The sequence below is a fragment of the Chryseobacterium sp. VAUSW3 genome, assembly GCF_002205795.1.
Lineage (GTDB): Bacteria > Bacteroidota > Bacteroidia > Flavobacteriales > Weeksellaceae > Kaistella > Kaistella yananensis.
Genome location: NZ_NIUY01000001.1, coordinates 356,375 through 372,598, shown reverse-complemented (window position 1 = coordinate 372,598; position 16,224 = coordinate 356,375). Strand labels below are relative to the sequence as shown.

General features: G+C 44.4%; 3 protein-coding genes. All 3 read left to right on the top strand.

Annotated elements, in window-relative coordinates; translation table 11 throughout:
- Nucleotides 1-503 precede the first annotated feature (503 nt).
- The 3 genes from CDW55_RS01660 to CDW55_RS01650 all read left to right on the top strand — a co-directional run bounded on the left by CDW55_RS01660 (nt 504) and on the right by CDW55_RS01650 (nt 16,168).
- Nucleotides 504-5,000: a choice-of-anchor D domain-containing protein gene (locus CDW55_RS01660; protein WP_179285888.1), complete on the top strand. Its 4,497-nt coding sequence runs from the start codon at nt 504-506 to the stop codon at nt 4,998-5,000.
- 305 nt (nt 5,001-5,305) lie between these two features.
- Nucleotides 5,306-8,722 carry an Ig-like domain-containing protein gene (locus tag CDW55_RS01655; protein ID WP_088467998.1) on the top strand — a complete coding sequence of 1,139 codons (3,417 nt, stop codon included), beginning with the start codon at nt 5,306-5,308 and terminating at the stop codon, nt 8,720-8,722.
- A 417-nt stretch (nt 8,723-9,139) separates the two neighbouring features.
- Nucleotides 9,140-16,168 (top strand): beta strand repeat-containing protein, encoded by a 7,029-nt coding sequence (locus CDW55_RS01650; RefSeq protein ID WP_088467997.1) that lies wholly within the window; start codon nt 9,140-9,142, stop codon nt 16,166-16,168.
- The last annotated feature ends 56 nt before the right edge of the window (nt 16,169-16,224 follow it).

Genomic DNA, 16,224 nt, shown 5'->3' with positions numbered 1-16,224 from the left:
TTTTGTTGAAAGCGGAGTAGGCAGGTCTTACCGATCTGTCTGTTTTTATGCCCTATGTTTTGTCACGCGTTAAGCGTCTCCACAGATGTATCGTTACAACAAGGCTTCGAAGTGGATATACTTCGCAGAGCGGTGAGCGGAATCAATTATTCCACTACTCAACACTCAAATACTCAATCACTCATCCACTCAACTACTCTCCTGCAATATCCCGCGTATCTCGGAATTGCGGACACTTTGGAGAGCGGGCTGAGGCCACTAACCACTATGCACTCAAATACTCAATCACTCATCCACTCAAAAATCCACTGGTTGTCAGGTTTTGTCACAGCGCTGAACTAACTTTGCTGAAAAGTAAGAAAAACCGCTTTTCAGACTTTATTTACAGTGTTCTTATTAAAAATTTTCATAAAAAGGGTGATTACACGGTAAGAATGAATTTGGTTTTTGTTACCTTTACAAGAGCGTGTCCCAAAGCGCTTCATACACAAATAATATACACAATGAAAGAAAAATTACCTTCGCTTAAAGCAGGATTATTCCTTCTGCTTTTGTTCGCATCAATAATAACAGGCGCACAGATCCAGTCTGCCCAGGACGGAAACTGGAATTCAGGAACCACCTGGATAGGAGGGATGGTTCCTGCAGACAATGAACAGGTAATTATCAACGCCGGTCATACTGTTTCTGTAAATTCACCCATAACGAGAACTGCTGCGACTATGGTCATTGGCAGTTTTCAGATCAACACCGGGGGATTTGCGGGCGGAACTTCTTTTACCTACGATGCAGCCGCAACTTTAGTTTTTGATAATGGTGCGTCGATTTACGACGTTTTTAATACTGCGGCGTTTTGGCCAATTCCCCAAGCTTCCAGGCCTCGTAATGTTGTAGTGAAACCTGGCGGAGGGATTAAGTTACATACGAGCAGGACCATTTCTGTAAATCTTCAAACCGAAGCAGGAATTTATTTGAATACGGGTAATACCTTAACGTTAAATGGTATTGTACAGATTAAAAACGGGGGGTATTTTGCCGATACTCCAATATATGGTAGCAATTCAACTTTGATATATGATACCACTACAACTTATCCTGCGGGAAATGAATGGACGGGAGGGGGCACGAATACGGTAACTGCAGGCTTGGGTGTTCCGGACAATGTCATTGTACAAAATTCCACTACTCTTACGTTGAGCGGTCCAAGGGGAGTTTCGGGAAATTTTACGGTTCAGAATAACGCAAAAGTCAATCTAGGCGGCACTTATGGGGACGATCTCTATCTGAAGGGAAACTTTTCTGTCTTGGATGCGGCTGTTTTTAACCCCAATAACAGGGCGGTGGTTTTTGCCAGGGACGCTTCGCAGCAGCAGATTAATTCAACTAACCCGTTGTTGCTCCATTATGTCAAATTGGCAGCAGACGGATCAGGTGGGTCACAGATTGTAATAAATAATAATCTAACCATTACTGCGCCTTTAGGTGGTGATGTTGTTCAGTTTACATCCGACCTGGACCGTTTTTATATCAACAATAAGCTCCTTACTTTAGGAACACCTGGAATTGCAAATACCGTTTCGGGGGATGGCAGGTTTTGGGGAGTAACTGAGCTTACCGCAGCAAATACATCTGATTTGACAATATTAGGGAACGGTAGCATCGGAACGTTACGTTTCGCAACCGACCGTTACATCAGGAATCTTAATATCAACCGTGAATCCGGAAAGATCGGCGCAGTCCTCGGCACCAATCTTACTGTTCTCAATCAGCTTAATTTACAGAAAGGTATTTTGGATCTGTATAAAAGTACTTTGACCATTGGATCTGCTGGTGGCGGATCCATTGTACAGGCTGCACCTCAAGCAAGTAATTATATCATCGCTGACGGGGATAATGGGGGTGTGTTAAGGAAATCGGTTAACAGCAGTTTTTCTTCTTTCATTTTTCCGGTTGGGGATTCTGAAAACAGTACCAATGGTATGCAGTATTCGCCTATTGAATTAAAAACTAAGATCACGGGAAATGGGTATTTTCATGTAAAAGTTTTTAATAAGAAAAAAATTGAATCGGATACCAATTATCTTGACCGGTATTGGGAGCTGGGTCAGACAGGCATTGCCCTAAGTGCAAATCCCAAGTACGAGGTAAACGCGACGTATAACGCAAGTGATATAGTAGGAACTGAAAGTTCATTTTTTAATTACTATTTCGATAGCGAATCGCAAACTTGGTCAGGCTCAAACGGAAAACCCAAGAACAGCGTTATCAATATTAAAGCCACCCTCTTTGCGGATGGTCAGTCCCATTCTATAACGGCAGGAGAAAAAGCGAAAAAGCGCGAGATTATTGTGAGTGGAAATGGAATCGAAATCAATCCGGGAGATGCTACTCCCGAACAGTTTGATAATACCTATTTCGGAATAGCGACCAATGGTAACTATATTGACAAAACATTCGTGATTAAAAACGTGGGATCAGCGACACTGCAGGTGACGGGGATGTCCCTCGTAAATGACACCGCCACAGGTGTTTTTGAGATCCTGAATCCAATAACTTCTCAGGAAAATCTGGGTGCGGGCGCTTCGAGATCATTTACTGTTCGTTTCAACGCATCAAATCCAATAGGAGATAAATGGGCTACCATCACGATCACCAGCAATGATCCGATCAAACCCAATTACACTTTTAGAATTAAGGGTACGGTAAATGATTTCACGACCTGTGATGGCTTCAGTATCGTTAGAATCCAGAATTTTGAGGCAACCCCCGCTTCGCCCACCTATACGTATAGCGTGACAGAGGATCCTTTAAAGCCCGATACTTTTTCCGTTATTACAGGAGGTAAGGCGTACGCTAAGGAAGTCCTTGCTAATAAATTTGTCGACGGCCAGTCTTTACAGGTATTTAACGCCTTTACAACCGTGAATTTTGACGCAGTAAATTTATCTGCAACTGAAGATCCTTATCTCATAGTCGATTTGGCAGCTTTTGGGTATACCAGCACAGAAGGTCCTGCGACCGGAGACTATATTTTATTTGAAGTAAGCCCTGATAATGGCGCAACTTGGTATCCTCAAATAAGAATTAACGCAAGTAATAAGATAAGTTGGCCTTTCGGTGTGAATAATCCGGAATATATAAAAAATTATGATGAATCGTTCTCGCCTACCATCATTGCAGCCAATGGCAACAACGGATCCTTTAAACCCAGTTCGCGTTATTTTATTAAAGGTCTTCCAAAAACTGCAATGCTGTTGACAAGAATCGTCATGAAATCCACGAACGATGCCAGAATTTGGGCTCTGGATAATGTGATGATTGTAGATAACACTTCTACGAAAATCTGGAACGGTGCAGCATGGTCCGGTGACGGAACTCCGCCAACGATAAGTAAGAAAGCCATTATCAATGGAAATTATGATACCAGTATCTCCGGAAGTTTTAACACCTGTGAATGTGTCGTAAATACTGGAGCTAAATTAACTGTTTCCACTGGTACTTACGTACAGGTTGAAAATGCAATTACCAATTACGGGGATCTGATTGTAAAGTCAGACGGAAACCTTAAGCAAAACTTTAAAGACGCAGAAAACACCGGCGATATCAAAGTTAGAAGAGAATTTACCTGGTCGCCGAATTCGACTCCATCTCGACGGGAATATAATTTCCTTTCCTCACCGGTGGCGCTGGTATCTCCTTTCACCATGAAGCATATTTTTGGCAATGATGCCGCTAATGTGCCGGCAGTAACCGTATTGCGCGAGCCTACCAACAGTTTTGTTAATGCAGTACCGGCAGACTATGGCATTCCGGCCAAAGGTTTTGCGGTAAGGGAAGCAAGGATGGCCTATGAAGGAGTTCCTGCAGAGGGTATCGCCAGCAACGAAGCCCAATTTAAAGGCAAACCGAACAACGGCGATATCCTCCTGTCGCTTTCCTATACTCCGGGAAGAGGATATAACCTTGCGGGAAATCCTTATCCTTCCAATATGGATATCGTGGAACTATATAATGACCCCAATACTAAAAACATTCATCCGGAGTTCAGGTTCTGGGACAATGTGGTGAATGATATCTATGTACAGATGGGTGGTGCCTATCAGGGGTACAGTTACGCCATCTTCAATGCCGCTACAGACGCAACCGCAGGATATGGAATTGTCGCGCCAGGAAACGGAACCGGCGGTCCTGAGGGATTGAAAAAACCGGGCAGAGTGATCAAAGTAAGCCAGGGGTTCATGGTAAGGGCAAATGCGGCAGGAGCGCAGCTGAGCTTCAGGAACTCCATGCGCCGCACGACCAATGCAGGTACTGAATTTTTCGGAAAAGAGTCTCCGAGAAACCGCTACCGACTGCAGCTTGTAAAAGCCGATGGCTTCACCATACAGAACGCCATTGCGTATTTCGATGCAGGAAATAACGAGTTCGGAATCGAGGATACCAGAATCCCGAATTCTTCCGCCTCCGACGCTTTATTCACCTATGCGGGAGATGCTAAAGTGGTCATCAACGGTAGAAGCAGTTTTACTGCTGAAGATGTGCTGACGCTCGGCACAAGGCATTATACTGCCGGAAGCTACACCATTCAGGCCGTAGATGAAGAAGGGGAATTTGCCAGAGGACAGGCGATTTATCTGAAAGACAAAACCATGGGCATCATCACCGACCTTACGAAGGGGGATTATGTATTCGAAAGTGAAGCCGGTGAATATACCGACCGTTTCGAAATTGTATATACACCGGCGCTGGTGCTGGCTGCCGATACGGCCGTGAAGGGGCAGATTGAGATCTACCGCGATGCCGCAGATTTTGTAGTGCGTTCTTCCGACCGCATCATCAGCAGGGTGGAGGTGTATGATGCCTCAGGAAGGCTGGTAATCTCTGGACAGGGCAGAGAAAGGGTGCTGAGATTCAGCGCAGACCGGTTACAGGAAGGAATCTATGTCGTGAAAGCTCATCTGAAAGACGGGGAGCACATCACGAAGAAAATCAGGAAATAATCATATAAAACTGTATCATAATGAGCGTCCGTTTTGGGCGCTCATTATTTTTATCCCGACCTCAGCCTCACTCTTAACCTCAGCCTGCACTTTTATTTAACATAAAGATAAGGATGTTAAAACTTTGTTAACAAATTTGCATATATTTGCACCCGTAAAACCGGGCAATAAATTGCTAAATGGCAATGAATTGGTTCGGTTATTGCAGGCCTTAAAAAAACACAAATCCCCTGAAAAAAGAATCTTAAGTATCTCTGGAACTGTTCCGGAGCGTTTTTGTGTTAAACAATTTGAAACTCATTTATATGAAAAAAATTTCCTTATTCCTTACATTTCTGCTGGCGATGATGTATTACGGTCAAACCTCAGATTTGGTAAAGTACCAGTTTGAAGGAAACCTTAACTCTGATCCGGGTGCTGTTGGAAGCCCTTCCATTACCCTCGTGAATGCTACTGATTTTACTTTTGTGGCCGGTGGCAATCCAGGTCAGTCTCTCACCACTTCTGTCAATAAGAATAAGACGACTTATATCCGGTTACAGGTTTCAACCGCAGGTTTCACCAACCTGTTCCTTTCCTTTGACGGATATGGAGACAAAACCAAATGGGAAGTATACGCCAACACCAGCGGTACGGTACCTGCGTTTAACACGGCTTCTGCGGATTATTTGGGGGAATATGGAAATACGCTTACATGGACTGCTTTCACTCTGTCGATGTCGAAATTTAATAATTCTCCGACGGTCACCGTATTCCTGGTACCTACAGTCATTATTGGTAATAATGAGTTGGCCAGAATGGATAATTTAAGAATTTTTGAATGTAAAACACCTCCAGCTCCTGCCGCGACGTCCGTTCAGAATTTCTGTACCGGTGCTGCAGTGTCTGCTCTTCAGGCAACAGTGAGCAATCCGTCCCATATGATTCAATGGTTCAACACGGCCAGTTCGGCGACGCCTCTTGCGGCCAACACTACGTTGGTCACCGGTACCTATTATGCGGCTCAGATTTCAAACTGCGGCAGCATCTCCCCAAAAACCCCGGTATCGGTGACGGTCAATCCTATTTTACAGGCCGGTGTAACGATCGCTGCCAGTCCGGGAACCAGTGTGTGTTCAGGAACCCCCGTAACTTTTACGGCAAGCGCCGTAAACGGAGGTACTGCCCCAACTTACCAGTGGCAGATTAACGGAACGTCAGTGACCGGGGCTACCGGAGCATCTTTTACAACAGCCACATTAAATAGCGGAGATCAGGTAAGGGTGATTATGACTTCCAACGCTGTTCCGTGTCTTACGGGTTCACCCGCGACTTCCAATATCATTACCATGACCGTATATCCTCCGGTTTCTGCCGGCACTGTTTCCTATACTTCGAATTCGATCTGTATCGGCGGAACAGCGACGTATTCCAGCAACGGAACCGCAGGGGGAACCTGGAGCAGCAGCAATACCAGTGTTGCGACGGTGGATAGTGCGGGTGTAGTTACCGGTGTCGCTCCCGGGACAGCCACGATTACCTATACCCTCAACTCCGGTTGCGGGACACCGGCTTCCGCCACGGCAGACATTACCGTAAATCCTGATGTGAATGCAGGAACCGTTTCGTACAGCAATAATGTGGTTTGCGTGGGATCAGCCGTTATATATACGACCAACGGAACCCAAGGCGGTACCTGGAGCAGCAGCAATCCTGCCGTTGCCATTGTGAACAGCACGGGTATTGTTTATGGTGTTGCTGAGGGAACGGCCATTATTACCTACACTTTAAATTCAGGATGCGGAACTGCGATGTCGGCTTCCCAATCGGTTACTGTGACCGCGCTGCCGGTTGCTACAGTATCTGTGGTGGGCAGCGGACAAATCTGCAGCAACACCTCAGCGATCTTTACCATCAGCGGAACACCGGGTCATATTGTGGTGTACACCATCAATAACGGCCCTGTGGAAATGATGAGCGTTCCGGCGAGCGGATCTTCACAGATCGCTATTCTTAACGCCACCACAGACCAGACGCTCAGAATCATCAACGTGACCAATGGGTCGTGTACGAATTCCACTCCATCGTCTGCAACCATTACGATTGGCGGAACCTCGACTTATTCATCTGCTGGATGGAGCAACGGCCTGCCAAGCAATAATGGCCTGAGCGCGGTGATCGCCGCAGATTATGATACCGCCAACGGAAGCATTGCGGCCTGCAGCTGTACGGTAAACCCTGGCGCTACACTGACTGTTTCGCCGGATACCTTTGTAGAAGTCCTTACCGATGTAATTAACAACGGTAACCTGATTGTAATGTCGGACGGTAACCTGAAGCAGATTAATAATGTAAACAATACCACTCCGGTGACCGTAAGACGCCATCATACCCTAACCGAAGCCCGCAAAGAATACAATTTTGTCTCTTCGCCGGTCGCAGGACAGAATATGAAAATGATTTACGGTAACAATGCGGCCAATGTTCCGTTCGTTACGGTACTCAGAGAAAGTACCAACTCTTTTGTGAATGCTACGTCTACTGATTATGGGGTGGTCGCAAAAGGATTTTCGGTAAGAGAACCACGATTGGCTTACGTAGATCTTTCAGGAGATGACCTCCCGGTGGATGTCGCTCAGTATAAAGGAGTTCCCAACAACGGCGATATCTCCCTGGTATTCCCTACCTACACCACGGGACGCGGTTATAATCTTGCCGGAAACCCTTATCCATCTAACCTGGATCTTATAGAGCTCTATGCCAATTCAACTACGGCGCTGATTGATCCGACCTTCAGATTCTGGGACAACAGTGTAAATGATATTTACACCCAAATGGGAGGGGCTTACCAGGGCTACAGTTACGCCCTCTTCAATGCAGCCACAGATACCGACGGTTTTGGGATTGCCGCACCGGGTAACGGTACAGGACCAAAAGGGACCAAGATTCCGAACCGAGTTATCAAAGTAAGTCAGGCATTTATGGTACGGGCTACAGGTGCGGGAGCCCAGCTGAACTACAACAACAGCATGCGCAGAACTTCCAACACCGATACCGTATTTTTCGGAAAATCATCAGACAGGAACCGTTACCGTCTTCAGCTCGTAAAGCCTGACGGGTTTACCATTCAGAACGGCATTGCCTATTTTGAGGCGGGCAAAACAGATTTCGGAAAAGAGGATTCCAGAATTCCGAATTCCTCAGCTTCGGATGCGCTCTTCTCTTTTGCCGGTGATGCGAAAGTGGTGATTAACGGCAGAAGTGCATTTACCACAGGAGATGTTGTGCAGTTAGGACTCCGTCATTTCACTGCGGGCACGTATAAGATTCAGGCGGTTGACAGAGAAGGGGTTTTCGCCGTGGGACAGTCGGTTTATCTTAAAGACAAACAGTTGGGAGTGATCGCCGACCTTACGGAGGGTGATTATGTTTTCAGCAGTGAAGCGGGCGAGTTTACCAACCGTTTCGAAATTGTGTATCTAAAAGAGCAGAAACTGGCTACAGCGCTGTCTGTGAAAAACGGCATCGAGGTGTACCGGGATCACAGTGATTTTGTGGTTCGTTCTCAGGCCGGGAATCTTGAATATCTGGAACTTTATGATGCATCGGGCCGACTGCTGCATACGGTAAAGGGTAAATCAAATGAAATCCGTTTCAACGCCGAGTCGCTGCTAAACGGAATGTATCTGCTCAAAGCCAAAGCTAAAGACGGTGATTATTTCACGAAGAAAATCAGAAAATAACTGAAATTTAAATGACAGAAGAAGCGCTTGAAAAAGCGCTTCTTTTTTTATGATGATCTGGGAGGATTTTTTTTAAAGGCAGCGGCAATATTTAGTGTATGACAAATTTCAGAGTTCTGATTCCCAAGACAGATAAACTTAATAAATGTTCGGTTGTTTACGGGTTTTTTCCTAATGCCGGGTTTACATCTGAACGATTTTATAATGACCTTTTCTGAGAAAAATAGGTAAACCCGATTGGTTATATCGTCTTTGTTGATATATGAACGATTTTAAACAATCGTTTAGATGAATTAATAATAAGTTGAGAATTGTTGATATAAATTTAATTTTTTCCTTGGTGGAATGAAAAAAAGTGTAATTTTGCTCCCCCAAAATAGTTGGGAACACAACTGTAATTAAAAAATATACCAATAGATGAATATACCTTTACGGGCTTACGGCGGAGTACGCACTGATTTTAAATCGCCAAAGACTGGAAAAACTTTAGGTTTTAAGCAGTCTCTTATTTTGTTGCTTCTGCTTTCTTTTTTTGGAAATGCATGGGGGCAAACGATCATTTTTTCTGAGAATATTGGAACTCCTACAACAACAACAGCAATTTCTTCATACGCAGGATGGCAGAATAATGGTGTTTTAACATTTACTGGTACAGGAGATGTGAGAAGTAGTTTACCTTCTACAGGATATGCCGGGGCGTCTGGAACTGGGACTGTTTTTATAACTGGAACGAACGGATTGTATTTTGAAATTGCCGGTATTAATACTTCAGCTTATTCTAACTTAGCTTTAACTTTTGGTGAGTGGAAATCCGGTGGAGCTGGTGCAGCGAATTTGTTAGTTGTAGAAGTAAGTTCAGATGGAATTAATTATACATCATTGAGTTATACTAGAAGTGATGGTTCTACTTGGGCGTTAATATCTCCTACAGGAACAATACCCAGTACTTCCAATTTAAGAATCCGGTTTAGAAATCCAGGAACTACACAACAGTTTAGAGTAGATGACATTAAATTAACAGGTATAGTTTCAGTTCCATGTTCTGGTACACCTTCTCCAGGAAATACCATAGCCTCAGTCAACCCTGTAACTGGTGGAGGGACAACAGTTTTGTCTTTACAGAGTATCACTTCAGGATCAGGGGTAACGTACCAGTGGCAAAGTTCTACAGACGGTATAACCTATGCAAATATTAGTGGAGCTACTTCTTCTACCTATACAGCTACTGTAAATGCTAAAACCTGGTATAAGTGTGTGGTAACATGCAGTGGTACAAGCAGTGGTATTTCATCACCAGTCTTGGTAACGATGACGTATTGTGTTCCTACTTATTCTACCGGACCGGGTACAGGGGATAATATCGCTAATGTTACTTTAGGTTCATTAAATAATTCTTCAGGATCTTCATCAGCCCCATATTATACGTTTTATAACGCAGTGACTGTGCCTAATATCAATCAAGGTTCAACAGCAAGTGTAACCGTAACATTCGGGTCGGATTCTAATCAATTTGGAGGAGTTTGGATAGATTTCAACCAGAATGGGATTTTTGAAGCAAGCGAAGGTTTTGTTTCCACAAATGCAGGTGCGGGGGGTAACCGAATTTTCAACTTCACTGTACCTTCAGGAGCGGTCTTGGGACAAACACGTATGCGTGTGCGTGGTGGTGATGACTCCGCCCTTACTACTGCACAGGCATGTGGCGCAAGTAACAGTGCATACGGAGAGACAGAAGATTATATTGTAAATATTACTGCCGCAGCACCAGATACGTCAGTTTCTACAGCAACTTTATCAGGCTTTGCCGCTACCACCGCCTCCGATTCGGCACCCAAGTCATTTAAAGTGTCAGGTGCTTTGTTGGGAACTTCCCCGATTGTAGTGAAGCCGTCTGCAGGTTATGAAATTTCATTGACATCAGCTTCAGGATATTCTTCTGCAGATATTCCATTAACTCCCACTTCGGGAACGGTTCCGCCAACGGATATTTATGTTATTCTGAAAATGAATGCAGTTACAGGTTCTGTCAACGGGAGTATCAACGTCCACAGCGACGCAGTGAGTACGGATAAAACAGTAACCCTTGCAGGAAGCATCAACAAAGCTACTTTTAACTCCGCAGGCAACGGAAACTGGGAGACCCCGGGAACATGGGATCTCAATGCAGTGCCGGGAGCCGATGACAATGTAGTCATCAATGCTGCCCATACAGTAACTGCCACTACAGCAAAAACAAGAAATGCGGGAAGTACGACAACGGTAACAGGTACTTTGGCAACGACTGCTACCTACACCAATAATGGTTCAACTACTGTTAACGGTACTTTCCAAATCAATAACGGGGGATATGCCGAAGGCAATGCGTTCTCCTATCATGACACCACGGGAGTTCTTACCTTCAATACGGATGCAAATTATGGCGTTAATAACGGGGATGCGTATTGGCCTACAACGAGCGGACCGATGATCATTAATGTTCTGAAAGGAGGATTTATATTAAACAGTGCGAACCGTACTGTTAATACGATTAGTACGTCAGGTGGGGTATCGCTAAATAATTCGGCGCTTACGGTCAATACGACTGCGCAGATTAATGCAGGTGGATATTTCAGCAATATACCGATTTATGGAACACTTTCTACCTTAATATATAACGGCGTTTCAGGATATGATGTAGGAAATGAATGGACCGCCAATTCAGGTTCTGCGGGTGCTGGTGCGCCTCAGCATGTTACACTCACCAACAGTTCTGTGAATTCTCCCGGTGCAGCGCGTGGCTTGGCCGGCAATCTAAGTGTAAGTGCAGGCAGTATATTCAGATTGAACGGAGACCTGTATCTTGGCGGTAACTGGGCAAATGGTGGTTCTTTTGAACCTAACACGAAAGCAGTATTTTTTAATGGAGCAGCAGGTACGCAAACGATTACCAACACGAATGCTGCCAATGCAAATACGGAAAGCTTCGCGTATTTAATCAATCATAAAGCCGCCGGATCATTAACTCTTGCCTCCAACGTTAATGTAACCGGAAATGCAGGTGATGTCCTTCAGATCGTCAATGGAGGTGCAACCAATTTAGCAGGTAAAACGCTGAGTTTAACCGGTAACGGAGGAAATGTCCTGGTGAGCGGCGCTGCGCGAACTATTACAGGTTCTTCGGGAGCTGTTTTTGAGATTAAAGGCAACAAAACAGTAGTTTCGGGTTCAGGAGGTTCTCTGGTCATCGGTGCCAATATCACTACGAAATTATCCGCAGGTGTCGATTTTGGTTCCGGCAACCTTACCACGATTAACAATATTCTGGAAATCAATAACGGTGGTTATGTCATTGCCAATGCGCCAATCTATGGATCTTCTTCGGCACTGAATTACAACACTGGAACCTCATCAACCTATAATGTGAACAATGAATGGAATGCAGATGGGACCGCTGTTGGAGCAGGTATACCGCCTACCGTTAACCTTAACACCAGTGCTGTCAATATCCCGGCAGGAAACAGAGCGGTCATCAACGCGTTAAATATTAATAACGGTTCTACATTGACGATGGCCTCCGGTGCTGTTGTTAATGACATGGGAACAGTAACCAATGCATCGGGAGGAACATTTGGGATGAACAACGGAGCAACATTTAATATTGTAAAATCATGGACAAATAACGGAACCTTCAATGCTAATAATGGTTTGGTGGCTTTTGTAGGTGCGGTTCCAGCTGCCCCATTTTATGCTGCCATTAACGGTGCAACCAATTTTGATCATCTGAAAGTTGACAAATCGGGAGACTATGTACAGCTTGCCGCACACATTACTGTTAATAGAGATTTAACCCTCACCAATAGGAGTATATCCTTGTCAGGCTTTAATTTAACTCTACCTAATAAATCTTCGGTTATAAGCTCTAATACCAATTCTTATATTAATGCAACAGGTACGGGCAAATTAATCCGACGAAATCTGGACGGAACTGCAGATTGGGTTTTCCCAATGGGTGTTGCTTTAACGGGAAGATATGCTCCAATAACGTTTAAAAACTTATCGGGAACTACAGATTTGTCATTGAATGTTTCTGCAACGCTAACACCATCGGTGTCAGACGCTACCAAAGTCCTCAAAACGGAGTGGATGGTAACAACAACTAACAATGTTACTGCCGATATTTTTACGGAATGGCAGGGAGCTGCGGAGCAGGGCGCCGGTATGACGGTTCCCGCACCAGGAGATCTGGGTGTAGCCGTAGGAACCGCTCCTTATGAGCTTTATCCTGTTAACTTAGTGGTAAGCAGTACGTTTGCGAATGCTGTAAGTCTGTCAAATACTGCCGCGAACGGGATTGTGATAGGAAACAGCGGGGGTGTAAAACTTCAGAATGACGACTGTTCCGGTGCTATCAATGTCGTTGTTGATGCAGCAGCAATATCAGGGGCTTTAAAGGGCGCTACAAAAAGTCTTGATCCTGATTGCGGAGGAATTGTTGCTGCCAATGATGTTTGGTATAAATTTACGACAACAGATGCCGGGAACTACACTATTATTGTAGACGGTGCCTTTAATTCTGTTCTGAATCTGAGATCGGGAGGTTGTAACGGAACATCAGTACAATGTGTCGATAATACCACAACTGGTCCAGAATCAATAACCGCATCTTTAGATGCCAATACAACCTATTACTATAGAATTTATTCATATAGCTATAATTCGACTTCACCCTATCCTATCACCACTCAGGTAACGACAGTTCCAACGCTGAGTCTGAACCCGACTTCTTTGGCATTTGGTGATGTTCCTGAAAATTCGGTTTCTGCCAATAAGTTATTTACAGTGAAAGGAAGTTTCTTAAATCCTGCTGTCGGAAACATCAATTTATCAGCAGTATCAGGATATCAATATTCTTTGGACGGGGTTACAGACTGGCAAACAACATTAAGTCTACCTTATACAGGCAAAAAACTAAACGAAACCACAGTGTATGCAAGACTACACTCAACAGCCGCTTGCACAGATTATAATGGTACTGTTATTGTGTCAGGAGGAGGAGCCGCATCTGTAAATTTTGCAGTTACAGGAAAGGGAATCGTTCAGGCTCCCGTTGCTCATATTGTAGCGGATAATGATATTACTGCAACTACATTTCTCGCATCATGGGATGCGGTTCCGGGTGCTACCAATTATATTCTTGAGGTGAGTACTAGTCCAACTTTTGGTACGTACAGTACCGGATCGGCTTCCGAAAGCTTTAATAATTCTAACTTCAATACAGGATACTACACCACGGCAACAAATGTATCCCTGGATTCTGGAATGTGGAATATGTATCAGGTTTTAAAAACAACATCGAATTATATTTCGGCGCCGGCAGGAGTACAAATGAGAGCAGGTCAAGGTATTCTAATTACCCCAGCTTTCGATGGTATAAAAACGATTTCTTTTAATGCGAAAAGAACTGGCAGTACCGCAAATAAAATTATCATTTCAAAAATTGTTGGGGATGTTGAAACCGAAATTGACAGACGTGATGATAATACTACAATTACCGCATATTCTGTACCTGTAAATGAAACCAGTTCGGGGGTCAAAATTAAAATAGTTTCAAATTCGAATACGATATACCTTGATGATGTTAAGATTGATTATGAAGTAAATGACCCAGATTTTGTTGCACCATACCAGAAATTGAATGTTGGTGATGTCACTTCGTACCTTGTTGATTTAAACCTTTTGCCAAATACCCAATACTACTACAGGGTAAGGGCCTTGAATTCCAATTTATGTGAATCTCCAAACTCGAACGTTATTCCCGTCCTCACAAAAAATGATGCGGTGGTTTGGTACAGTGCCAAATGGAGCAATATAACCGGTCCGACAGAAAACCTGAACAGTATTATCCGGGATGCTTATCATGCAGGAGATCCAGACAGACCCTCTTTTGAAACCAAAAATTTGAAAGTGGAATCCAACGGTTTGCTTACGATCGGTAAAGACCAGCATGTAACGGTTCATGGTCTCATCAATACCGTCGACGATAAAATTATAGTGGAGGACGATGGTATGCTTCACCAGATCGGTCAGGGTGACAATACGGGAAAAATTACTGTAAAGCGGAACGTTACTTTCACAACAGCCCGTCAGCAGTATAATTATATGATTTCACCGGTAAAGGATCAGAAGATGAAGTATATCTTCGGTGCTGACGGATCAGGAGTTCCATATATACAGTATGTGATGCGTTTGAATGAACCCACCAATATTTTTGTAAATGACGGTGACGGGATCTATGCTCAGGGTAAAGGTTACGCCGTGAAAGAAGCGAAAAACGATTATGTTTCCAATGACGGCGTTGCGATCTTTAAAGGAGTTCCAGCCAACAGCGATTTTGAATATGCTTTAAGTAATACGCCTAACAGAGGCTACAATCTTTCCGGAAATCCTTATCCTTCAAATCTTGATCTGACAAAACTGTATGAGGACTCCAAAAACAGTGAGGGTGGCCATTATATCAGTTCCACGATCAGATTCTGGGACAATAAATCCAATGACGTTATTGGTCAGCAGGGGGGGGCCTACCAAGGTTATGCTTATGCGGTCTTCAATGCTTCGTCCGGTGTGGGAACCAAAGCTCCTGGAAGTGCTACGATCACCTCATCCGGTAAGAAACCCAATCAGTATGTAAAAGTAGGTCAGGGCTTCCTGGTTAAGGCGGTAAGTAATAGTCCAAAACTTATTTTCAGAAATTCACAAAGGGATACAGCTGCCGCCGAATCAGGCTTCTTTGGTAAGGAGGCTGCCAAAGACCGGTATTGGTTGGAACTTAAGACTCCTTCAGATTTCACCATATCCAACGCAATCGTTTATTTTGATGCCGGAACCAACTCGTTTGCGGAAGATGATACACGGATCCCGAACTCGGCGGCTTCAGATGCCCTGTTCAGCTATGCGGGAGATGCGAAAGTGGTGATTAACGGAAGAAATACTTTCGCCAATCAGGATGTGATCAGTTTAGGTTTGCGGCATTTTGTTGCAGGAAGCTATACGATAAGCGTGCACGATGCAGGGGGCAGATTCGCCACCGGACAGTCCATTTACCTGAAAGACAAACTGCTTGGAATCCTTACCGATTTAACAGCAGGTGATTACACCTTCACCAGCGAAGCCGGTGAGTTTACCAACCGTTTTGAAATCGTGTACAAACCTGCGACAACCCTTGGTACGGCTCATGCAGCGGGTTCAGGAATCGAAATCTACCGGGAAGGCAGCAGCTTTGTCATCCGCAGCTCAGGCGAAAAAATTACCAATGCCGAACTGTATGACGCGGCGGGCAGACTGCTGCTGCGTATGGGAGCTAGTACCCGGGAAGTTCGTTTTGAGGCGGACCGCCTGGCTGATGGGATGTATGTAGTAAAAACCCTGATGAGCAACGGTGAAAGTCTCAGTAAAAAAATCAGAAAATAATGGAGATGATCGGTGGAACATTCTGTGAGTCTTTACGGTGTTCTACCTGCGGTTGT